Source organism: Nonomuraea thailandensis (assembly GCF_024172165.1).
GTDB lineage: Bacteria > Actinomycetota > Actinomycetes > Streptosporangiales > Streptosporangiaceae > Nonomuraea > Nonomuraea thailandensis.
Map to the genome: position 1 here is coordinate 2980918 of NZ_JAMZEB010000002.1, position 21265 is coordinate 3002182.

General features: G+C 73.5%; 19 protein-coding genes. 7 read left to right on the top strand and 12 right to left on the bottom strand.

Translation table 11 applies throughout. From position 1 onward, the window contains the following. Positions 1-6: 6 nt before the first annotated feature. The 3 genes from HD597_RS17265 to sigJ all read left to right on the top strand — a co-directional run bounded on the left by HD597_RS17265 (position 7) and on the right by sigJ (position 3949). A complete protein-coding gene (locus HD597_RS17265; RefSeq protein WP_253743386.1) occupies positions 7-1536 on the top strand; it encodes an AMP-binding protein in 1530 nt (509 codons plus the stop codon). A 57-nt stretch (positions 1537-1593) separates the two neighbouring features. After that, a complete protein-coding gene (locus tag HD597_RS17270; protein ID WP_253743387.1) occupies positions 1594-2982 on the top strand; it encodes an amino acid permease in 1389 nt (462 codons plus the stop codon). An 82-nt stretch (positions 2983-3064) separates the two neighbouring features. Continuing rightward, positions 3065-3949, top strand: coding sequence for an RNA polymerase sigma factor SigJ (gene sigJ / locus HD597_RS17275; RefSeq protein ID WP_253743388.1), 885 nt, complete (start codon positions 3065-3067; stop codon positions 3947-3949). 54 nt (positions 3950-4003) lie between these two features. Here the strand turns inward: sigJ and HD597_RS17280 are convergent, their stop codons facing one another. Then, a complete protein-coding gene (locus HD597_RS17280) occupies positions 4004-4582 on the bottom strand; it encodes a helix-turn-helix domain-containing protein (RefSeq protein ID WP_308210634.1) in 579 nt (192 codons plus the stop codon). A 94-nt stretch (positions 4583-4676) separates the two neighbouring features. Here HD597_RS17280 and HD597_RS65830 point away from each other — a divergent pair, with 94 nt between their 5' ends. Then, positions 4677-6281: an FAD-dependent oxidoreductase gene (locus HD597_RS65830; protein WP_308210635.1), complete on the top strand. Its 1605-nt coding sequence runs from the start codon at positions 4677-4679 to the stop codon at positions 6279-6281. Here the strand turns inward: HD597_RS65830 and HD597_RS17295 are convergent. The 5 genes from HD597_RS17295 to HD597_RS17315 form a co-directional block, all read right to left on the bottom strand. Next, positions 6262-6891 (bottom strand): flavin reductase family protein, encoded by a 630-nt coding sequence (locus HD597_RS17295; protein ID WP_253743389.1) that lies wholly within the window; start codon positions 6889-6891, stop codon positions 6262-6264. The genes HD597_RS65830 and HD597_RS17295 overlap by 20 nt on opposite strands. 62 nt (positions 6892-6953) lie before the next feature. After that, positions 6954-8126, bottom strand: a complete 1173-nt coding sequence (manA, locus tag HD597_RS17300; RefSeq protein ID WP_253743390.1) for a mannose-6-phosphate isomerase, class I — start codon at positions 8124-8126, stop codon at positions 6954-6956. A gap of 252 nt (positions 8127-8378) precedes the next feature. Beyond that, on the bottom strand, positions 8379-9671 hold the full coding sequence (locus tag HD597_RS17305) for a cytochrome P450 family protein (protein WP_253743391.1): 1293 nt from the start codon (positions 9669-9671) through the stop codon (positions 8379-8381). Next, on the bottom strand, positions 9668-10768 hold the full coding sequence (locus tag HD597_RS17310) for an NAD(P)/FAD-dependent oxidoreductase (RefSeq protein WP_253743392.1): 1101 nt from the start codon (positions 10766-10768) through the stop codon (positions 9668-9670). Before HD597_RS17310 ends, HD597_RS17305 begins: the two co-directional genes overlap by 4 nt. After that, on the bottom strand, positions 10765-11691 hold the full coding sequence (locus tag HD597_RS17315; protein WP_253743393.1) for a cucumopine synthase-related protein: 927 nt from the start codon (positions 11689-11691) through the stop codon (positions 10765-10767). Before HD597_RS17315 ends, HD597_RS17310 begins: the two co-directional genes overlap by 4 nt. A gap of 192 nt (positions 11692-11883) precedes the next feature. Here HD597_RS17315 and HD597_RS17320 point away from each other — a divergent pair, with 192 nt between their 5' ends. Next, positions 11884-12075 carry a hypothetical protein gene (locus HD597_RS17320; RefSeq protein ID WP_185104623.1) on the top strand — a complete coding sequence of 64 codons (192 nt, stop codon included), beginning with the start codon at positions 11884-11886 and terminating at the stop codon, positions 12073-12075. On the opposite strand, the gene HD597_RS17325 is transcribed toward HD597_RS17320, so the two are convergent. Together HD597_RS17325 and HD597_RS17330 are read right to left on the bottom strand one after the other, a co-directional pair. Beyond that, positions 12072-13313: a hypothetical protein gene (locus HD597_RS17325; RefSeq protein WP_253743394.1), complete on the bottom strand. Its 1242-nt coding sequence runs from the start codon at positions 13311-13313 to the stop codon at positions 12072-12074. The two genes, HD597_RS17320 and HD597_RS17325, sit on opposite strands and share 4 nt — an antisense overlap. Continuing rightward, positions 13310-14410: a HesA/MoeB/ThiF family protein gene (locus HD597_RS17330; protein ID WP_253743395.1), complete on the bottom strand. Its 1101-nt coding sequence runs from the start codon at positions 14408-14410 to the stop codon at positions 13310-13312. Before HD597_RS17330 ends, HD597_RS17325 begins: the two co-directional genes overlap by 4 nt. Before the next feature lie 336 nt (positions 14411-14746). Here HD597_RS17330 and HD597_RS17335 point away from each other — a divergent pair, with 336 nt between their 5' ends. Beyond that, entirely contained in the window at positions 14747-17566 is a 2820-nt protein-coding gene (locus tag HD597_RS17335; protein ID WP_253743397.1) for an AfsR/SARP family transcriptional regulator, read from the top strand. A 13-nt stretch (positions 17567-17579) separates the two neighbouring features. On the opposite strand, the gene HD597_RS17340 is transcribed toward HD597_RS17335, so the two are convergent. From HD597_RS17340 to HD597_RS17355, 4 genes are all read right to left on the bottom strand, one after another. Continuing rightward, positions 17580-18638 carry a serine hydrolase domain-containing protein gene (locus tag HD597_RS17340; RefSeq protein ID WP_253743399.1) on the bottom strand — a complete coding sequence of 353 codons (1059 nt, stop codon included), beginning with the start codon at positions 18636-18638 and terminating at the stop codon, positions 17580-17582. Positions 18639-18747: 109 nt separating this feature from the next. Then, positions 18748-19296, bottom strand: a complete 549-nt coding sequence (locus tag HD597_RS17345) for a YciI family protein (RefSeq protein ID WP_253743401.1) — start codon at positions 19294-19296, stop codon at positions 18748-18750. Positions 19297-19305: 9 nt separating this feature from the next. After that, a complete protein-coding gene (locus tag HD597_RS17350; RefSeq protein WP_253743403.1) occupies positions 19306-19869 on the bottom strand; it encodes a hypothetical protein in 564 nt (187 codons plus the stop codon). A 138-nt stretch (positions 19870-20007) separates the two neighbouring features. Next, a complete protein-coding gene (locus HD597_RS17355) occupies positions 20008-20445 on the bottom strand; it encodes a DoxX family protein (protein ID WP_253743405.1) in 438 nt (145 codons plus the stop codon). Positions 20446-20548: 103 nt separating this feature from the next. On the opposite strand from HD597_RS17355, the gene HD597_RS17360 reads away from it, so the two are divergent. Then, positions 20549-21259 (top strand): TetR/AcrR family transcriptional regulator, encoded by a 711-nt coding sequence (locus HD597_RS17360; RefSeq protein WP_253743407.1) that lies wholly within the window; start codon positions 20549-20551, stop codon positions 21257-21259. Positions 21260-21265: the final 6 nt, after the last annotated feature.

The following is a 21265-nucleotide window of genomic DNA, read 5'->3' on the forward strand; positions in this document are numbered from 1 at the left end:
GGGCGGGTGTTGTCGTACGAGCCGCTGACCCCCACCAGCTTCCTCGAACGATCCGCCACCGTCTTCGGCCCGCGGCTCGCGGTCGTGGACGGCGCGCTGGAGCTGACCTACGCCGGCCTGTGGGAGCGCGCCCGCCGGCTGGCGGGCGCGCTGGCCGCGGCCGGCGTGCGGCCGGGCGACCGGGTCGCGGTGCTGGCGCACAACGGGCACCTGCTGCTGGAGGCCACCTTCGGCGTGCCGGCGGCGGGCGCGGTGCTGGTGCCGATGAACATCCGCCTGTCCGCCGGCGAGCTGGCCTACATCCTCGACCACGCCGAGGTGTCGGTGCTCCTGCACGACGACGCCCTCACCGACCTGGCCACGCGGGCGGCCGGAGCCACCGGGCTGCGGCTGGTGCCCGCCGCCGAGTACGAGACGCTCCTGGCTGCGGCCGAGCCGCTGCTGGTCAGGGTCGAGGACGAGCTGTCCCCGCTGTCGATCAACTACACCAGCGGCACCACCGGGCGCCCCAAGGGAGTCGTCTACCACCACCGCGGCGCCTACCTCCAGGCGCTGGCCATGGCGCTGCACACCAGGCTCGACACCGCGAGCTCCTACCTGTGGACACTGCCGATGTTCCACTGCCACGGCTGGTGCTTCCCGTGGGCGGTCACGCTGGCCGGCGCCCGGCACGTCTGCCTGCCGAAGACGGAGCCCGGCCAGGCGTGGCGGCTGATCCGCGACCACCGCGTCACCCACCTGTGCGGCGCCCCGACCGTCCTGACCTCGCTGCTCGCCCACGAGGACGCCCCCGCCCGGGCCCTCGACCCCCGCCTGCTCGCCTGCGTCGGCGGCGCGCCGCCGAGCCCCGCCCTGCTGGAACGGGCGCTGCAGGCCGGCATCGACGTGATCCACCTGTACGGGCTCACCGAGACGTACGGGCCCGCCGTCGTCTGCCAGCCCCAGCCCGAATGGCGGGACCTGCCGATCGGGGAGTCGGCCGCGCTGACCGCCCGCCAGGGGGTGGGCAACGTGATCGCCCAGCGCATCCGCGTCGTCGGCGGCGACGGCCGCGACGTGCCCGCCGACGCCTCGACGGTCGGCGAGATCGCCGTACGCGGCAACGACGTCATGATCGGCTACCACCGCGACCAGGCGGCCACCGACAAGGCCGCGCCCGACGGCTGGTTCCGCACCGGCGACCTGGGCGTGGTGCACGCCGACGGGTACGTGCAGATCGTCGACCGGGCCAAGGACGTGATCATCTCAGGGGGCGAGAACATCGCCTCGGTCGAGGTGGAGAACGTGCTGATGAGCCATCCCGGCGTGCAGGAGGCCGCGGTCGTGGCCCGGCCGGATCCGCACTGGGGCGAGGTGCCCGTCGCGTACGTCACCCTCGCGGCCGGGGCGCGGGCCACCGGGGAGGAGCTGATCGAGCACGTGCGCGCCCGTCTGGCGCACTTCAAGGCTCCCAAGGCGGTCGTCTTCTGCGAGCTGCCCAAGACCTCCACCGGCAAGATCCAAAAGAACGTCCTGAGGCAGCGCGCCGCAGGTTAGCCACCGTCCAGGGGGGAAGGTCGCACCCACGGAGCGGACATCGGCAGTGGGGGCGTCATGGTCACTTCGCGCAGCGTCTTCCGGCGCAAGCCGGTGGCGCAGATCGCCACGGAGCACGAAGGGGAGCTGGCCAGGTCGCTCGGGCTGTGGCAGCTCACCGCCATCGGCGTGGGCGGCATCATCGGCGCGGGCATCTTCGCCCTGGCCGGCGCCGTCGCCCACGAGAGCGCGGGCCCGGCCGTGCTCGTGTCGTTCCTCATCGCGGGCATCGCCAGCGCCGCCGCCGCGCTCTCCTACGCCGAGTTCGCCGGCCTGATCCCGAAGGCCGGCTCGGCCTACACCTACGGGTACGCGGTCCTGGGGGAGATCGTCGGCTGGTTCATCGGCTGGGACCTGCTGCTGGAGTACACCGCGATCGTCGCCGTCGTGGCCATCGGCATCTCCGGCTACTTCGGCTTCCTGCTCCAGCACCTCGGCATCACGCTGCCCGCCTGGTCGCTCGGCGCGCCCGGCACCGGGCCCGGGCACGTGGTGGACCTGTTCGCGGCGGTGCTGTGCCTGCTCATCGCGGCGCTGCTGAACCTCGGCATCCGCGCGGCGGCCAGGTTCGAGACGTTCGTGGTGGCCATCAAGGTCGCGGTCGTGCTGCTGGTCATCGTGGTCGGCTTCTTCCACATCGACACCGCCAACTACACGCCGTTCTTCCCGTTCGGGATCGGCGGCGCCATCACCGGCGCCGCCACCGTGTTCTTCGCGGTCTTCGGCTACGACGCGATGAGCACCGCGGCCGAGGAGTCGCGCGACGCGACGCGGCACATGCCCAAGGCGATCATCTACTCGCTGCTCATCTCCATGGTCCTGTACGTGCTGGCCTGCCTCGTCCTGACCGGTATGCAGAACTACCGGGAGATCGACCCCGAGAGCGGCTTCTCCTCGGCCTTCGCCGCCGCCGGGCTCTCGGGCCTGGCCACGGTCATCGCGGTGGGCGCCATCGTCGGCATCCTGACCGTCATGTTCACGTTCATGCTCGGCGTCACCCGCGTCTGGTTCTCCATGAGCAGGGACGGGCTGCTGCCGGCCTGGTTCGCCAGGCTGCACCCCGTGCGCAGGGTGCCCACGCGGGTCACCTGGATCGTCGGCGTCGCCTCGGCGCTGATCGCCGGGTTCCTGCCGATCCAGGAGGCGGCCGAGCTGACGAACATCGGCATCCTGCTGGCGTTCGTGGTGGTGTGCGTGGCGGTGATCGTGCTGCGGTACCGGCAGCCGGACCTGCCGCGCTCGTTCCGCACGCCATGGATGCCCGTGGTGCCGGCCGTGGGGGTGCTGTTCTCGATCTGGCTGATCACCTTCCTCGCGCCGGTGACGTGGCTGCGCTTCGCCGCCTGGTTCCTGCTCGGGCTGATCGTCTACTTCGCCTACAGCAAGCGGCACTCCGTCCTGGAGTAGAAGCGCCGGAACGGGCCCGTCACATCGGCCCGTCCCCGTACGTCAGTGTGATGACGGACGTACGACAGCGAGACGAGGCCCGATGAACGACCGTGAATTCCTGGCAGACCGGTTCGAGGCGCACCGGGGGCACCTGAAGGCGGTGGCGTACCGGATGCTGGGCTCGCTCAGCGAGGCCGAGGACGCCGTGCAGGAGGCGTGGCTGCGGCTGAGCCGCACCGGCTCCGGCGACGTGGAGAACCTGGCCGGCTGGCTGACCACGGTCGTCGGCCGGGTGTGCCTCGACATGTTGCGCGCCCGCACCTCGCGCCGAGAGGAGTCGCTGGAGGCGCGCATGCCCGACCCCGTGGTGAGCCCCGCCTCCGGGCCCGACCCCGAGCAGGCGGCGCTGCTGGCCGACTCCGTCGGGCTGGCGCTGCTGGTGGTGCTGGAGTCGCTCACCCCGGCCGAGCGGCTGGCGTTCGTGCTGCACGACATGTTCGCGGTGCCGTTCGAGGAGATCGCGCCGCTCGTCGGGCGCTCCCCGGGCACGGCCAGGCAGCTCGCCAGCAGGGCCAGGCGGCGGGTGCGCGGCGCCGCGCCGGTGCCCGACCCCGACCTGGCCAGGCAGCGGGAGATCGTCGGGGCGTTCATCGCCGCCGCCCATCGCGGCGACTTCGCGGCGCTGGTGGCCGTGCTCGACCCCGACGTGGTGCTGCGCGCCGACGCCGGCGCGCTGACCGGGGGCCTGGCCGAGGTCCGCGGCGCGGCGAACGTGGCCGGCCAGGCGCTGACCTTCCGCCGCTACTCGCCGTCCACCGCGCACTCCGCGCTGGTCAACGGCCTGGCCGGGGTGGTCAACACCGTGGACGGCAGGCCGTCGGCGGTCATGAGCTTCACGATCACGGACGGCCGCATCGTCGAGATCGACATCCTCGCCGACCCAGAGCGGCTGGCCGGCCTCGACCTGGCCGTGCTCGGCGACTGATCCGGGCGCGACCCGGCCATGCCGGGGGCGTCACCTGGCGGCGGGACAGGGGCGTCACCTGGCGGCGGGGCGGGCGCGCACGTGCATGCGCTCGCCCTGCGGGCCGAACAGGGCCAGCACCTCGGTGGGCTCGTCGGCCTCGTTGACGAACGCGTGCGGCGTGCGGGTGTCGAACTCGGCGACCTCACCCGCTTCCAGCACCACGGAATGCCTGCCGAGCAGCAGGCGCAGCCGCCCCGAGAGCACGTACAACCATTCATAACCCTCGTGGACCTGCTGCTCCGGCTCGTAGCCCGGCCACCCCGGCGGGTAGATCTGCTTGAACGCCTGCAGCCCGCCGGGCCGCCGGCTCAGCGGCACGTACGTCATGCCGTGTCGCTTGAGCGGCCGCATGTGCACCCGCGGGTCGCCCGTCACCGGGGCGTCGATCAGCTCGTCGAGCTGCACCTGGTAGGCGTCGGCGAGCAGCAGCATCAGCTCCAGCGTGGGCCGGCGCCCGCCGGACTCCAGCCGCGACAGCGTGCTGACCGAGATGCCGGTGCTCTTCGACAGCTCGGCCAGCGTCGTGCCCCGCTCCAGCCGCATCGCGCGCAGCCGCGGCCCGACCGCCTGCAGCACCTCATCGAGTTCCACCCGCCCTACTTTGCCATTCCGGCAACGAAGTTTGTCAACCGGCGGGAGGGTGACGCACAGTGGCTCAGCAGTGAACGAGTGAGAGGAGCCGCGCATGGACGCGACGTACGACGTGGTGGTGGTCGGCGGCGGGGCCGCCGGGCTGAGCGGGGCCCTCGCGCTCTCCCGGGCGCGCCGCAAGGTGCTGGTGATCGACTCCGGACAGCCCAGGAACGCCCCCGCGCAGGGTGTGCACGTGCTCCTGGGCCACGAGGGCGTGCCGCCCCGCGAGCTGCTGGCCACCGGCCGCGCGGAGGTGACCGGGTACGGCGGGCGGATCGTGACGGGCACCGTCACCGCGGCGGAACGGCTCGGCGACGGGCGCTTCCGCGTGGCCCTGGCGGACGGCTCCGCGGCCGAGGCGGACCGGCTGCTGGTGGCCACCGGCCTGGTGGACGAGCTGCCGCCGGTGCCGGGGCTGGCCGGGCGGTGGGGCCGCGAGGTGCTGCACTGCCCGTACTGCCACGGCTGGGAGGCCCGCGACCAGGCCATCGGCGTCGTGGCCACCAACCCGCTCGCCGTGCACCAGGCCCTGCTGTGGCGGCAGTGGAGCGACGACGTGATCCTCTTCCTGCACACGGCCCCCGAGCCGGGGGAGGATGCCCGCGAGCAGCTCGCCGCCAGGGGCGTCACCGTGGTGGAGGGCGAGCTGACCGAGGTCGTGGTGGCCGGCGACCGCCTGACCGGCGTGCGGCTGGACGGCGGCAGGGAGGTGCCGAGGCAGGCGCTGGCCGTCGGCACCCGCCTGAACGCCCGGCTGGACGGGCTCGAAGGGCTCGGGCTGGAGACGGCCGACCAGGAGATGAACGGGTTCGTCATCGGCACCTACGTCCCGGCCGACCCCATGGGCAAGACCGGCGTGCCGGGCGTGTACGTGGCGGGCAACGTGAACAACGTGGTCGACCAGGTCGTCAGCGCCTCGGCGGCGGGCGTGCGGGCCGGCGCGGCCATCAACGCCGACCTGGTCGCCGAGGAGGCCCGCGCCGCCGTGGCAGCCCGCCGCGCCGCGATCGCGGCCGCCGCGCCGGGGCAGATCCCCGGCGAGGTGACGGACGAGGAGTTCTGGGACGGCCGCTACCGCCAGAGCGAGCGGATCTGGAGCGGCGACGCCAACGCCGTGCTCGTCCGCGAGGTGTCCGGCCTGACGCCCGGCACCGCGCTCGACCTGGGCAGCGGTGAGGGCGGCGACGCCATCTGGCTGGCCCGCCAGGGCTGGCGGGTCACCGCCGCCGACATCTCCGGCGTCGCCCTGCGCCGCGCCGCCCGTCACGCCGAGGAGGCGGGGGTGGGCAAGCAGATCGACTGGCAGCGGCACGACCTCGGGGAGTCGTTCCCCGAAGGCGCCTACGACCTCGTCACCGCCTGCTACCTGCACTCCAGCAAGAACATGCCGCGCGAGCGGATCCTGCGCAGGGCAGCCGCCGCGGTCGCGCCCGGCGGGGTGCTGCTGGTCGCCGGGCACGCCGGCTGGCCGGCCTGGCAGCAGCACGACCACCCGGACGTGCACTTCCCCACGCCGCAGGAGGTGTTCGACTCCCTGGAGCCCGCGCAGGGGGAGTGGGAGGTGCTGCGCAGCGAGGAGTTCGAACGCACCCAGAACGGCCCCGGCGGCGAGCCGACGACCCGCACGGACAACGTGCTCATGATCCGGCGGCGTTGAGCGCCGGGACGGGGGTCTGGCTGCGGTAGGAGTGGCCGAGCTGGGGGCCGAGTCCGAAGTAGTGGCGGAAGTTGTAGATGAGCGGGCTCCACGCGGCCGGGTCCACGTGCTGGGTGCCCGGCACGACGAGGCGGGGGTCGGCGTGCACCCGGGCGACGACGGCCTCGACGATCACGAACGAGCCGGAGACGTCCCGGCGCACGCTCTGCGCCCGCGCCTCGAACTGCAGAGGGCACTCGGCCACCCGCGGCGGCCGCACCTCCTTCGAGGGCTCGGCGCGCAGGCCGGCGGCGCCGAACTTGTCGGGCTCGAAGCGGCACCCAGGATGCTTCGTGGCCGGCACGGGGTGGCGGCCGGTCAGCGGAGCCAGGCGCTCCACCGCCTCCCACTGGTGCGGGGCGGGGAGGTTGATCACCAGCTCGGGCCGTTCGGCGAGGTTGCGGGCGCTCTGTCCCTCCTCGCCCAGCCCGAGCACGATCACCTTGCCCAGTGCCCAGGCCGACGACATGGGGGCGAGGTTGGCGGAGCCGTCCGGGTTCTCGGTCGAGAGCAGCACGACAGGGGTCCCGAAGTACAGGACGCTGGGCTCGATGGTCACATGATCGGTCACAGGCCGGAGCCTAGGGACGGGACGTTCAACCGGCGGCCGAAACGTTCCCGTCCCCTGCGAATCTACTTTGTAAAGGCGCCGGGCCGGGCCAGGTAGGCCGTGCCCTTCCCCGAAACCCGCGGCGAAGGAACGGCGGCCGGGACGAAGGCGGACTGCCCAGGCCGCAGCGTCAGGTCGTCCCCGAGCCTGGCCTCGCCCTCGACGCAGAGCACGATCCCCGGCACGCCGCCGGGCAGGGTGTGGGCGTCCGCCCCGGTCAGCTCGTAGCGGGTGAGGGCGAACTCGGGGGCGGGCGGCCGGTAGTCGTAGGCGCCCGGGCCGCCGGCAGCCGGCTCGACGAGGTGCGGGCCGGACGGAGCGAAGTCCACCACGCGCATGAGCTCCGGCACGTCCACGTGCTTGGTGGTGAGCCCGCAGCGCAGCACGTTGTCGGAGTTGGCCATGATCTCCACCCCGATGCCGCCGAGGTAGGCGTGCGGCACGCCGGCGCCCAGGTAGAGCGCCTCGCCCGGCCGCAGCGTGACGTGGTGCAGGAGGAGCGCGGCCACGATGCCGGGGTCGCCGGGGCAGGCGCGGGCGATGCCGGCGTGGACGGCCAGGTCCGGGTCCGGCGACGCCAGCAGGGCCGCCTCGGCCTCGGCGCGCAGGGGTCGCGCGGCGTCGTCCAGCATCGCGGCGAACACGGTGCGCAGCGCCTGCGCCGGCTCACCGGCGCGCAGCGTCTCGATCCAGGGCCGCAGGCCGGGCACGCCGAGCCGGTCGAGCAGGCCGGCGGCGGCCTCGGGGGAGCGGAAGCCGCACAACCCGTGGAACGGGGTGAGCGCGCAGACCATCTCGGGCTTGTGGGAGGCGTCCTTGTAGGTGCGGGTGTAGTCGTCCATCGGGATCCCGCGGGCGTTCTCGTCGGCGTACCCGGCCTCGGCCTGCGCGGTCGTGGGATGGACCTGGAGGGACAGCGGCCGCTCGATGGCCAGCACCTTCAGCAGGTAGGGCAGGACGGGGCCGAACCGCTCGGCGCAGCGCTCGCCGAGGGTGGCGGCGGGGTCGCGGGCGATGAGCTCGTTCAGCGGGACGCCGCCGGCGGTCGAGGGCGCTCCCGGATGGGCGCCCATCCAGAGCTCGGCCTGCGGCTCGCCGGTCGGCTCGGTGCCGAACAACTCGGGCAGGGCGGTGACCGAGCCCCAGTCGTAGGGGCGGATGGTGGTGGCCAGGCGCATGGGCGTGGCGTGTGGCACGGCGGTGGCTCCAATCGTCGTCGTCTGGAGCGTAGAGCGTGCACGTGACGCGTGCGTGGCCGGGTGTTGGACGAGCGGTTGTACGGCGGGCGTGTCCGCCGGGCGGCCGGGTCCGGTTCACCGTGGACACGGCGGAGCCGGACCCGGCGCTGCGCCGACGGGCGCGGGCGTGCGCGGCAGGTCGAGCCGGGGCTCAGCGGGCGCGTGGGCCGAGCCCTGGGCTCAGCGGGCGTGCGGGCCGGTGCCTGGCGCTCAGCGGGCGCGGGGGCCGAGCACGACCGGCATCGTCCGCGTGCTGTTGCCCAGCAGCGTGTCCAGCGGCGGCAGCTCCTCCACCGGCCGGGCCAGCGCCATGTCGGGGAACGCCTCGAACAGCGCCTTGATCGCGATCTCGCCCTCCAGCCTGGCCAGCGGCGCGCCGAGGCAGAAGTGCGGCCCGTGCCCGAAGGCCAGGTGCGTGAACTGCTCCCGGGTGACGTCGAAGACGTGGGCGTCGTCGCCGTACTGGTGCGGGTCCCGGCCGGCGGAGGCGAAGCAGGCCAGCACGGGCTCGCCCGTGCGCAGTCGCACCCCGTCGATCTCGACGTCGCGCACGGCGTAGCGCATCGGGAAGTAGGCGATCGGCGAGTCCCAGCGCAGCGTCTCCTCCACCGCGGCGCTGTAGGGGCACTGCCCGGAGCGCAGCAGGTCGAGCTGCCCCCGCTCGGTGAGCAGCGCGCCGATGGCGTTGGTGATCAGGTTGACGGTGGTGACGTGGCCGGCGATGAACAGCAGCTCGATGGTGGCGAACAGCTCGTCCTCCGACAGCCGCCCGCCGTCCTTCTCGTGCAGCGCGAACAGGTCGCTGATGAGGTCCTCGCCGGGCGTGCCGCGCCGCTCGTCGATGATCTGGTCGAGCAGCTCGCGCAGTTCCTTGCGCAGCCCGGGCGAGTCCTCCAGGCCGCCGACCTGGGCGACGGCGTCGGTGAGCCGGTGCAGCTCGTCCTGGTGCCTGGCCGGGATGCCGATCAGCTCGGAGATGACCTCGCGCGGCAGCGGGTAGGCGAACTCCAGCCGCAGGTCCACCGGCTGGTCGGGCAGCAGCTCGGCGAGCCGGTCGATCAGGCGGGCAGTGAGCTCCTCGATGCGCGGGCGCAGCCCGTTCAGCCGCCGCTGCGAGAACGCGGTGGTCAGCGGCATGCGCAGCCGGCGGTGGCGCTCTCCTTCTGCGTTGAGCAGGGACGTGTCGGTGACGATGCGGTCGATGGCCGTGCCGGGCGGCATGGCGTGCCGCCCGGTCCAGTGGTGCAGCTCCCTGGACATGTCCGGGTGGGTCAGGACGGTCAGCAGCGTCGCGTACCGGGTGGCGGCCCAGGCGGGCACGCCCTCGGCGGTGATGGGCACGAGCGGGCCCGCCTGCCGCAGCCGGTCGTTGTCGGCGTGCATGTCGGCGGTGGCCGGGTCGAGCACGAAACGATCCGCCTGCTCGGCGCGGCCGTCGCCGTCGCCGTCGAGGCCGGTGGCGCCGTCCAGGTGGCGCGCCCGGTCGGAGCGCTGGTCGGTCATCGCGTCAGCCCCGTCCGTGTGGGGCCGACCGCCAGCGCGGTCACGTCCATGCCCGGGTCCCGATCGAGGTAGAGGTCGCGGACCAGCTCGCCGGCGGCCGGCGCGTTGCACAGGCCGTGGCCGGAGAAGCCGGTGGCGTACAGGAAGGCCGGCGGCCCCGGCTGGTGGCCGATGAAGGCGGTCTTGTCGGGGCTGGCGTCGCGCAGGCCGGTGACGGCGGTGTGCAGGCCGAGCCCGGCCAGGCTCGGGTACGTCTCGACGAGCCGTGCGGCCACCTCCCGGCGCCAGGACTCGCGGTCGGGGCCCGGGTAGCCCATGCCGATGAGCAGCCGGTCGCCGCGGTTGCGGATCAGCAGGCCGCTGGCGGCGTGCAGCGTGACCGGGACCTCCGGCGTGCCGGGCGGCAGCGGGTCGGTGGTGAGCAGCTCCTGCTCGATCGGCTCGGTGAGCGGCATGTCCACGCCGGCGCAGCGCACCAGCGAGGCCGACCAGGCGCCGGCCGCGCACACGATGGCGTCGGCGGACAGCTCCCCGTCGGCGGTCTGCACGCGCCCGGCCTCCGGGTCGATGGCGGTGACGGGACAGCCGGTACGCAGCGCCGCCCCCGCCTGCTCGGCGGCCCGCGCGTAGGCGGTGACGATGGCGGCGGTGTCGGAGATGTAGGCGTCGGGCGAGTACGCGGCGCCCAGCAGCCGCAGGTCGCCGATGAGCGGGTTGCGCTCCCTGGCCTCCTCGGCGCTGATCAGCTCGACGTCCACGCCGGCGGCCCGCTGCGCCGCCAGGTCGGCGTTGAACGCGGCGAGCTGGTCGGGCTCGGTGAACAGCACCAGGTAGCCGACCTGCCGCAGCGGCAGCTCGGTGCCCGGCCTGCTGGGAAAGGCCCGGTACGCCTCCAGGCTGCGGACGGCCAGCGACGAGCTGACCGGGTTGCCGGCGAAGTACGAGCGCACCACGTCGGCGGTGGCGCGGGAGGCGCCGGAGCCGAGCGTGCCGCGCTCCAGCAGCGTCACGTCGACCCCGGCCTCGGCCAGGTGGAAGGCGATCGACAGCCCGATGACGCCGCCGCCGATCACCACCACCCGCGAGCCCGCGCTCATGTGGCCGCCACCGTCCTGCGCAGGTGTGCGCCCGCCTCCCAGGGGAACAGGTGCAGGTTCCAGCCGCCGAGGCAGTTGCAGTAGAGCGCCATGTGGGCCATGATCGCGACGAAGTCCTCGTGGTCGTCGAGCCGCTCCAGCCCCGACAGCAGCCGCTGCGTGAAGTCCCACAGGCGGTCGAGGCCGCAGTAGCCGAGGAACTCGGCGGGCGTGTGGGCGAGCTGCCTGGTCATCTGGCGCAGCCACGGCATGGGCATGCCGTCCAGTGCGGCGCGCACGAGCCCGCCGTAGCAGCTGTAGCCGAGCGGGCGGGTCTCGCCGTTGACGAACAGCAGAGTGGTCAGGACCGTCTCGTAGCTGCCCGCGCCTGATGGGATGCGGCCCTGGTGCAGGTCGATCAGCTCCTGCGGCGGGTCCAGCCAGATGCGCTCGGTCTCGGCGTGCACCTCGATGGCGAGCCGGTTGAGCTCGGGGTCGCCGACGGGCAGGCGGGGCAGGATGTGGCCGCCCTGCTCGCCGGCGCGGCGCACCTCGGCGATGACGGGCTGCTTGGTCTCGTAGACCGAGCGCCACACCTCGCGGCCGGCCTGGGCGAGGGCGTCGAGGTCGGCGTCGGCGACCTTGCCGATGGGGGTGGCCTGCATGGGCTCGGTGAGCTCGCCGTACTTGATGCCCAGGTGCTGCAGCCGGGAGCAGAACAGGGTGCCGTCGGGCACCGTGCGCCGGTCCACCTTGTACTCGGCCGGGGTGTGCAGCAACGAGTACACCGGAGCGACGTGGTACAGGTGGTATCCGGCTACGAGGGCGTGGCCCTGGAGGCTCTGGTAGGGCAGCCCGTCCCAGAGGGCCTGGGCCAGGGAGGGGTTGCGCTGGTCGAGTTCGGCGGCCACGGTGATGCCGATGCCGGGCCAGGTGATTTCCACATGCTTAGTATCGTTCACAGTACGTCACTCTAACGTCACGCTATGTGGCGATAGTGGATGGGCCCGGCGTATTTACCGGGAGATGACTTAGCCGGAAATCGCCAGGTCGCGGCCGCGTCGACGCTTCGGCATGTTTCGGCAAGACACGTCGCCGGCACGGCTGTTCCGGCCGTGCCGATCTACGCTTCCCGCATGGCGTTTCTCATCCCAGAGATCAAGGTCGGCCTGGCCGAGCTCGGCGGCGGGCCCTCCGCTTGGTGCGCGAAATGCGGCAAGCGTGCGACCCTGTACTTCGTCGATCCGGCGACCGGAAGCTCCACCTACATCTGCACGGCCGACGCCGGCCCCGAGGTGGAGGCGATGCTGCTGCGCTCCGCGGACTAGGCGACCCCCGCCGTGCGGCGGCCCGCCAGGCGGGCCGCGTACTCCTTGACCGCCAGGACGAGGGCCAGGGCCTCGGGGCCCAGGAGCAGGGTGACGCAGAGCAGGCGGTACCAGAAGGCGGCCGTCAGCGGGCCTTCGGCCAGGCCCTCGGCGGCCCAGCTCAAGGTCTGGGCGAAGACCGGCAGCAGCAGCACGCAGAACCAGACGATCACGCCCGCGAAGCCCGCCAGCCAGACCCAGCGGAACCAGCGGCCCACACGCAGGTCGGTGTCCGTCGCCTCGGCCAGCTCCGCCTCCTCCTCGGCCGTCAGCCGGGAGAAGGCGCGCTTGAGCATCAGCGTCTTCACGCGCCACAGGTTGCGGCAGCCCAGGGCGTTGATCAGCACCGCGTACAGGTCGGTGCGCAGGAAGACCAGGCTCTGCCAGAGCATCTGCATGACCTTGATGAACACCCAGGCCGCCAGCAGCGACCCGACCAGCTCCGGGGCCTGCCACAGGCCGGTGTCGATCAGCAGCCGGCCGGTGAGCAGCGCGGCCAGCAGGACGGAGTCCACGGCCAGGCCCGCCAGCAGAGGGCCGTAGCGCCGGCGGCGGGGGAGCGTCCAGAGCTGGGTGAGGTCGGTCTCGAAGACCAGCATCCACAGGCGGCGGTCGATGCCGAAGCGGGTCTGGATGCCCAGTGCCCGCGCGCCCAGCCAGTGCCCGCACTCGTGGCTGGCCGCCGCGAACCACACGAACGGCAGCCAGGCCAGGGCGCTGAGCCCGATGTCGTCGAAGGGGAACGCGTCCACCGCCGGATCGGGGAGCAGGCCGGGCCGCAGGGCGAAGACGGCCAGCGCGTAGAGCAGGCAGGCGGCGTAGAAGACCCAGGCCACGCGGCCGAAGAAGGGGCGTACGGTCTCCGGGCGCACGCTGGTCATCCAGCGGCGGGCCTGGATGGGCGCGGTGCGCACGGGGGCGGAGGCGTCCTCGGCGTCGCCGGAGTCCAGGAAGCCGAGCTCGCCGAGGACCTCCACGAAGGACGGGACGTTGACGGGCTCGCCGGCGAACGCCTCCGCCTCGGCGGCCGCCTCCTCGACGCTCGCGCCGCGCTGCAGGGCGGCGATCACCACTCCGCCGACCGCCGGGATCGTCACGAACGTGCCGCTGGCGGGGTCGCCGACCAGGACCTCGTCGTCGCCCTCGGGCACGACGCTGAGCGGCTTGAGCCTGACCGGAGCGGTGCCGGAGGCGCTCATCCGCGCTCACCCTCGCGCGCCGGCGCCAGGGCGCACACCTGGCAGTCCGGGTTCCTGGGCAGGGGCTGCCACTCGGGCACCAGCCCGTTGCGCAGGTCCAGGGTGACGCGGTGACCGGCCGCGCGGGGCGGCTCGTACCCGGTGAGGTAGCGCTGTGCCTCCAGGGCGAGCAGCGAGCCGACCTGCATCGCCATCGGCCCGGTGAGCGGGTTGCTCAGCTTCATGTTCTCCACGATCCGGTAGGCGACCGCGTCCGGCCCGCCCCCGGTCGGCCGGTCGGCGTAGTCGCAGGCCAGGCAGGCCGTGCGGCCGGGGTCCACGGACAGGTACATGAGCTGGCTGCGGTTGGCCCCGCCCAGCACGTACGGGACGCCGTTGCGCACCGCGGCCTCGTTGGCCCAGAGGTTGGCGTGCGGATGGCCGTCGAGGCCGCCCGCCACGAGATCGACGCCCTGGATGAGGTCGTCGAGGTCCTCGGGGGAGGAGACCCAGCGGTCGGCGGCGTGCACCTTGATGCGCGGGTCGTAGTCGCGCACCCACGCGGCGGCCCGCTCGGCCTTCGACAGGCCGATGTCGGCGTGGTGGTAGAGGAACTGCCGGGCGAAGTTGCGGGACTCGACGCGGTCCTGGTCGACCAGGGTCATCTCGCCGACGCCGAGGCCGGCCAGGCACTGGACGAGGGAGGAGCCGCCGCCGCCGACCCCGAGCACGAGGACGTGGGCCTGGCTGAGCGGCCGGTGGAAGGCGGCCCGCCGGCGCTCCAGGCCGGCGTAGGTGCCGTAGAAGCTGAGGTTGGAGAAGTGCCGCTCGTCCTCGTCCGGGTCGCCGAGGGTCCGGCCGTCGGCGTCCTCGACCAGGCCGAGGGAGTCGAGCCCGCTCAGGCCGCCGCTGACGTCCTGCTCCGAGAGCGGGATGCCGCGCCGCTGGAGCGAGACGCTCAGCTCGGCCGCGGTCTGCGGGGCCCGGCGCAGCTCGGCGAGGAGCGCGGCCACGTGCCCCTCCGGGTCGTCCAGGGTGATCGCCTCACGAGCGTCGAAGACCACCAGGAGATCGTCACCGATCGTCTCCCACTCGCATTCCTTCAACGCCACACGCATCGTGTGCCTCCCGCGCCGGCCGGTAGTCATGAAAGACCCGCGGGGAGGAGCGTGGCGCCCCTCCCCGCGGGGGAAATCGTCAGGCGGTGTCAGCGCCTCACGTGGCGGGGTTCTGAGTAGCCTTGACGGACTCGACCTTCTTGACCTTGATCTCCATGATGTGCCTCCTCATGGGTTGTGCGGCGCTAGATGCCTTCTGTGACCAGAGTGCGACCTGGTACTGAAATAGCGCTGATTTTCCGCTGAATGCGCAGTTAGGCTGCCAGCGGTGATCAAAAACGGCGATCACCGGGGAGCCGGCGGCTGGAGGCTTGGGGCGACGTGACCATCGAGGGCGTGGAGTTCCGTCTGCTGGGGCCGGTGGGAGCGTGGCACGCCGGGAGGCGGCTGGGCCCGTCCACGCCGCAGCAGCGGACCGTTCTGGCGATGTTGCTGCTCGAACCGGGACGGCCGGTGCCCGTGGCCAGGCTGGAGACCGCCCTGTGGGCGAGCGAGCCACCCGGGTCCGCCCGCAACGCCGTCCAGGGGCACATCTCCCGGCTCCGCCGCCTGCTGGCTCCGTTCCCCGAGGCGGCGCTGACGACCTCGGCACGCGGCTACTGCCTGACAACCGGGTGCGACCGCGTCGACCTGCACCGCTTCCGGGAGCTGGTCCGCGGCGCCGGCGGCGAGACGGATCCGGAACGCGCCGCCGGCCTGCTGCGCGCGGCCCTGGCGCTCTGGCAGGGCCCGCCCCTGACCGACGTGGCAGGACGGTGGCTGCCGGACGTCGTGCTGCCCGGCCTGGAGGAGGAGCGGCTGGCGGCGCTGGAACGGCGGGCCGCGCTCGACCTGCGGCAGGGACGGCACCAGGAGGTCGCCGCGGAGCTGGCGCCTCTGGTGGGGGAGGACCCGCTGCGGGAACGGCTGGTCACCTTACTGATGACGGCGCTGTCACGCGGCGGCCACCGCACCGAGGCGCTGTCCGTCTTCCGCACGGTCAGGCGCCGCTTCGCCGACGAGCTCGGCCTCGAGCCCGGCGAGGAGCTGCAACGCCTGCACCAGGCGATCCTGGCCGGCCGCGACGAAACGGCGGCGAACGGGAAGACCCCCGCGGCGAACGGCGGGACCGCCGCGGGGAGCCTCGCCGTGCCCCGCCACCTCCCGCCCGACACCGAGCCGTTCACCGCCCGCGAGGACGAGCTGGCCGCCCTGGACCGGCTGACCGCCCCCAGGCAGGAACAGGCGCCGCCGCCGTGCGTCGTCACCGGCACCGGAGGCGTCGGCAAGACCACCCTGGCCGTGCACTGGGCGCACCGCGCACGCGACCGCTTCCCCGACGGCCAGCTCTACGTCAACCTCCAGGGCTACGGGCCCACGCACGCCGCCCGATCGCCCGCCGAGGCGGTACGGCTGTTCCTGGACGCACTCCAGGTGCCGCCCGAGCTGATCCCCGCCACGCTGGAGGCCCAGGCCGGGCTCTACCGCAGCCTGCTGGCCGGGCGCCGCATGCTCATCCTGCTCGACAACGCCCTCGACGCCGACCAGGTGCGCCCGCTGCTGCCCAGCGCGCCCGGCTGCCTGGCGCTGATCACCAGCCGGGCCGAGCTGACCGGGCTGGTCGCGGCGGAGGGGGGCCGTACGCTGTCGCTGGGGCTGTTCTCGCCCGCCGAGTCCCGCGAGCTGCTGACGCGCAGGCTCGGCGTGGCCAAGGTCGGCGCCGAGCCGCAGGCGGTGGACGACATCGTCTCCCGGTGCGCGGGGCTGCCGCTGGCCCTGTCCATCGTGGCCGCCCGCGCCCAGGCCCGCCCGGCGTTCCCGCTCCGCGCGCTGATCACGGGGCTGGAGGCGGACGGCCCGGACGAGCCGGGCAGCCTGGACGTCTTCGACGGCGGCGACACCGGGACGAACATGCGGACCGTGTTCTCCTGGTCCTACCGGGCGCTCAGCCCGGAGGCCGCGCGCCTGTTCCGGCTGCGGGGCCTGCTGCCCGCGCCGGAGCTGTCCGCCTCGGCCGCAGCCAGCCTGGCCGGGATCGCCGTACGCGAGGCCCGCCGCCTGCTGGCCGAGCTGACCCGCGCGAACCTGGCGGCGGAGCCCTCACCCGGCCGGTACGGCTGGCACGACCTGCTCCGCGCGTACGCCGAGGAGCTCACGCTGCTGCACGACTCCGAGCACGAGCGCCGCGAGGCCCTGCACCGGCTGCTCGACCACTACCTGCACAGCGCCCACCTCGGCGACGGGCTGCTGGAGATGCTGCACCGCGTGCCGCTGGCCCTGGCGCAGCCGAGGCCGGGCGTGGTCGTGGCCCGCATCGGCGACCGCGCGCAGAGCCTGGCCTGGTTCGGCCGCGAGCACCGGACGTTGCTGGCCGCCATCAGGCACGCCGCCCGCGCCGGGTTCGACGCGCACGCCTGGCAGCTCGCCTGCGCCTGCTGGGGCTTCCTGTCGCAGGAGAGCCGCTCGGACGACCAGGTCGCCATGTACCGGATCGCGCTGGAGGCCGCCCTGCGGCTGGACGACCCGGCCGCGCAGGCCCACGTCCGCGTCGGGCTCGCCCAGGCCCTCATCCGCCTCGGCCAGGACGGGACGAGCGGCGCCCACCTGCGGCAGGCCCTCACCCTGTTCCGCACGCTCGGCGACCAGGTCGGGCAGGGCGTGTGCCTCACCTACCTCAGCGTGCTGGAGGACCGCCGGAGCCGGTACGCCGAGGGCCTGGAGCTGAGCGAGGAGGCGCTGCGGCTGCACCGCTCGGCCGGCGACCGGGCGGGCGAGGGCCGGGTGCTCAACAACATCGGCTGGTTCCACGCCCGGCTCGGCGCGTACGGGCAGGCGCTGCGCCGCTGCGAGGAGGCCCTGCTCATCCACCGCGAGCTGGACGACGTGGCGGGCGAGTCGGCCACCCTCGACAGCATGGGCTACATCCACCACCTGCTCGGCCAGTACGAGGACGCGATCGCCTACTACCTGCGGTCGTTGTCATGGCGGGGCGGCAAGCGCGCGCTGGGCGCCCGGACGTTGCAGCGGCTGGGCGAGGCCCAGGTGGCTGCGGGCCGGGTGGCGGAAGGGCGGCGAACCCTGGGCCGAGCCCTCGACCTCGTCGCCGAGCTGGCCCCGGGTGACGCCGACGCCCTGCGCGCCAGGATCCACGGGCTCGCGCCCCAGGGAGACTCCTGAGGCGCCACCGGCTTCAGGACCCGCAGAAGGTCTTGACGGCGATCCCCATGACCTCCTCGGTGGACGGGTTGCGCGTCGAGGGGTTGAACGACATGGTGAGCGACTTGCCGGAGTCCGAGCGGAACGCGAACGTCAGGTAGCCGATCAGCTCGCCGCTGTGCCCCCACACCGTGCCGCACGGCAGCTTGTACGCCTGCAGCCCCAGCCCGTAGGAGAACCCGACGCCGGTCGCGACGGTCGTGCGCATGGCCCGCAGCGACGCGGCACTGGTCAGCCTGCCGCTCAGCAGGGCCGACATGAAGCGCTCCAGATCGGCCGTGGTCGAGATCATCTCCCCGGCCGCCCAGTCGAGGGAGGGGTTCATCCGGGTGGCGTCCACCAGCCCGGGCATCGGCTCGTAGCCCTTGGCGTGTGGCGACGGCAGCCCCGCGCGGTCGCCCGGCACCGACGTGTGGCGCAGTTTCAGCGGGCGCAGGATGCGGCGCTCGACCTCCTGCCCGTACGGGTTGCCGGTCAGCTTCTCGATCAGCAGCCCGAGCACCACGTAGTTGGTGTTGGAGTAGTGCCACGTGCCGTCGTCGGGCAGCTTCTTGGCGAAGGCCACCTTCAGCAGCTCGCGCGGCTGGTAGGAGCGGAACCGCGCCTCGCCGCGCCACCGGTTCGTCGAGTAGCCGGGCTCGCTCATGTAGTCGTACAGGTGGCTGCTGTGGTCGAGGAGCCGGCGGACCGTGATGCGCTCACCGTCCGGCACCAGGCCCGGCAGGTGCCCGGCGATGGGGTCGTCGAGCCGTACCCTGCCCTCGTCCACGAGCTGGAGCACCACGGTGGCGACGAAGGTCTTGGTCACGCTGCCGATCCGGAAGTGGCCGTTGGGGGAGGGGCGCCCGCCGCGCTCGACGTCGCGCACGCCGGCGGCGCCCGTCCAGGTCCTCTGGCCGTCGGAGACGCGTGCCAGCGCGGCCGTCGCCCCCTTGCCCGCCACGATCCTCTCCAGCTCCTGGCCCACCCCGAGGCCCTGGCCCCCGGCCGCCACGGTCGCCGCCACCAGCACGTTCATCATCGTCTGCATCATGTGATCAACGCTAGGGAGATCGGCTTCCGGGCGGAATGCGGTGCTCCGCCCGGCCGCCCTGCGGAAAACCACAGGACGGCGAGGAAGAGGACGCGCGCCCGGCGGGTTTCTACCGCCGCCCGCCGAACTCCCAGTCGTGGACCTCGATGCCGGCGTACCGGTCCGGGGTCAGGACGGCGCGCGCCGCCTCCGGGTCCGCCGCCCGCAGCAGCACGGCCGTGCCCAGCCGGCGCTCACCGTCGTCGGACAGCAGCGGCCCGTACGCGATCAACTCGTCAGGGCCGGGCGGCGGGACGAGGTCTGCGGCCTCCCCGTCGCCGAGGCCCAGGACCAGATACCGGTTGCCGCCCTCCCTTCCGCCGGGAAAGTCCCACATGGTGCGCCCCAGCACGTTGCGCCATCGCCGCAACATCACGTCCCGGTACACACCGGCCTGGTAGTTGGGCTCGTCGAAGGCGAACGCACGCGCCGAGGCGAGGTCCGGCAGGTCGACGATGTGCACGCTGCCGGTGGCCGTCTCGCCGCCGCGGACGAAGGTCGGGCCACGGGCGATCAGCTCCGCCGCGTACCGGTCCATGTAGGCCCAGTGCTCTTCCACCAGTTCGTCACGCAGCGCCGCGGAGTCAGGACGATCGCGGTGATAACAGAAGAATTCCATGCCGACTACCTACCATGGGTCCTTCCCCGGCTGGTCGGGCACCTGCTGCGCGGCCGCGTAGGCGGCGTCGCGCACGTCGTTCAGCCGGCTCGCGGGGCGCACGCCCGGGATGGGACGCCGGAGGGGGTTGAACCTCGTCGGACGGTCCGCGTCCGCCCTCGCCGGGGCGGTCAGGTGAACCTGGCCGAGCAGGCGCCACGGCCCTGAGGGCGCGGCGGCGAGGAGTTCGAGCACGACCAGGCCGTCCTCGACCGCATGGGCGAGGGCGCCGAGCGTGGCGGGCAGCCGCGCGGGCGTGTGCAGCAGCGCGCCCAGCAGCAGCCGCCGGCCGCCCGCCTGGTACGGGAACAGGCTGGAGTACAGGCCCGTCCACCGGGTCGCGGGCCGGAGCAGGCGCCTGCCGAGCGTGGTGCGACCGGTGGTGGCCAGCAGCAGCTCGGCCGGGCCGCCGTCCTGCTGCCAGCGCAGCGCGATGCCGAGGATGTCCGGGAGCCGCCCCCGCCGCAGGCGTGCCGCGGCGCCGAACGCCGCGGCCGGCCCCGACCGCGCGAGGGACGTCCATGGCTGCTCCATGCTGCTCCTCACCTGCGGGAAAGCGCGCTCGTACGGGTGGGTGCTACCCGGCACGCGGCCGGGGAACCACCGGGTGCGAGCGGCATTCCGCAGGCGACGCGGAAGCCGCCGGGGACGGTCGTCCCATGGAGTCCGGAACTAGACGGCCGCGACGGCCGCGGCGATGAACAGCACCTGCAGCGCGGTACGGGCGGGCAGCGGCGTCACGGGCTTGCCGGCCAGCGTGAGGCCGCGCCGGACGGCCGAGACGTTGGCCGGGAACATGGCGGCCATGAGCAGCGCGAGCCCGATCGCGGCCCACGGCGCCAGGGCCGGGATCAGCAGCCCGGCCGCGCCGGCCAGCTCCAGCACCCCCGTGACGGTGACCAGCAGTGCCGGTCGCGGGAACGCCGCGGGGATCATCGCGACGAAGTCGCGCCGCCACGAGGGCAGGAAGTGCGGCACGCCGGTGACGGCGAACATCAGGGCGAGCGCTCCCCGCAGCGCGGGCTGCCAGCCGTCCAGGACGTCGACGCCGGCCAGGCCGAGCACCCGCAGAACAGCGAAACCCCCAAGCAGGGCGATGAACGGAACCATTCCCTCCTCCAATCTTGTCACTGGAAAGATTGAGGGGCGACTCGCCATCTTGTCAACGCCAAGATAGGCTCGGCGTGACATCATCGATCACCGGAACGCGGGGGTGAGGCAGATCAAGCAGACGACCTACCACCACGGCAACCTGCGGCGCGCCATCATCGACGCCGCCCTCGACGCCATCGCGGAGTCCGGCCCGGCCGGATGGAGCCTGCGCGAGCTGGCCCGGCGCGCGGGCGTCTCGCACGCCGCCCCCGCGCACCACTTCGGCGACAAGGCGGGGCTGCTGACGGCCGTGGCCGCCGAAGGGTTCGAGGTGTTCGCCGCCACTCTGGAGCGGGCGGCGGACGACGTGCTGGAAGTCGGCGTCGCCTACGTCCGCTTCGCCATCGACCACCGGCCGTACTTCGAGGTGATGTTCCGGCCCGAGCTCTACCGGGTGGACGACCCGAGCCTGCGAACGGCTCGCGAGCGCGCGGCCCACGTGCTCGTCACCAGCGCAGGCAAGCTGTCACCGGGCCCGGGGCAGGAGCGGCTGACGACCATCGCCGCCTGGTCGCTGGCCCACGGGTTCGCCGGCCTGTGGCTGAGCGGCTCGCTGCCCGAGGCCGCCCACGAGGACCCGCAGGCCCTGGCCCGCTCGGTGATCCGGCTCTTCTCCGGAGGCGTGGCGCACCACGCGGCCGAGGGGTGTGGAACGGCGGCCCGGCCTGTAACGTCTGCCGTGCGTGATGTCCGGGCAGAGCCCGGAGCCCGCGCCGCCCCGCGACGGAAGGAACCTGGGGCCGCGCGCGCCCCGCTGTCCGACTCACCCTGAGCATGG

What these genes read in the sequence shown, in the direction of transcription:
- HD597_RS65830 (WP_308210635.1), top strand. Translation starts at nt 4,677, where the DNA reads ATGGACGCGACGTACGACGTGGTGGTGGTCGGCGGCGGGGCCGCCGGG.
- HD597_RS17305 (WP_253743391.1), bottom strand. Translation starts at nt 9,671, where the DNA reads ATGACCGACCAGCGCTCCGACCGGGCGCGCCACCTGGACGGCGCCACC.
- HD597_RS17330 (WP_253743395.1), bottom strand. Translation starts at nt 14,410, where the DNA reads ATGCGTGTGGCGTTGAAGGAATGCGAGTGGGAGACGATCGGTGACGAT.
- HD597_RS17310 (WP_253743392.1), bottom strand. Translation starts at nt 10,768, where the DNA reads ATGAGCGCGGGCTCGCGGGTGGTGGTGATCGGCGGCGGCGTCATCGGG.
- HD597_RS17325 (WP_253743394.1), bottom strand. Translation starts at nt 13,313, where the DNA reads ATGAGCGCCTCCGGCACCGCTCCGGTCAGGCTCAAGCCGCTCAGCGTC.
- sigJ (WP_253743388.1), top strand. Translation starts at nt 3,065, where the DNA reads ATGAACGACCGTGAATTCCTGGCAGACCGGTTCGAGGCGCACCGGGGG.
- HD597_RS17270 (WP_253743387.1), top strand. Translation starts at nt 1,594, where the DNA reads ATGGTCACTTCGCGCAGCGTCTTCCGGCGCAAGCCGGTGGCGCAGATC.
- HD597_RS17350 (WP_253743403.1), bottom strand. Translation starts at nt 19,869, where the DNA reads ATGGAGCAGCCATGGACGTCCCTCGCGCGGTCGGGGCCGGCCGCGGCG.
- HD597_RS17355 (WP_253743405.1), bottom strand. Translation starts at nt 20,445, where the DNA reads ATGGTTCCGTTCATCGCCCTGCTTGGGGGTTTCGCTGTTCTGCGGGTG.
- HD597_RS17345 (WP_253743401.1), bottom strand. Translation starts at nt 19,296, where the DNA reads ATGGAATTCTTCTGTTATCACCGCGATCGTCCTGACTCCGCGGCGCTG.
- HD597_RS17320 (WP_185104623.1), top strand. Translation starts at nt 11,884, where the DNA reads ATGGCGTTTCTCATCCCAGAGATCAAGGTCGGCCTGGCCGAGCTCGGC.
- HD597_RS17340 (WP_253743399.1), bottom strand. Translation starts at nt 18,638, where the DNA reads ATGATGCAGACGATGATGAACGTGCTGGTGGCGGCGACCGTGGCGGCC.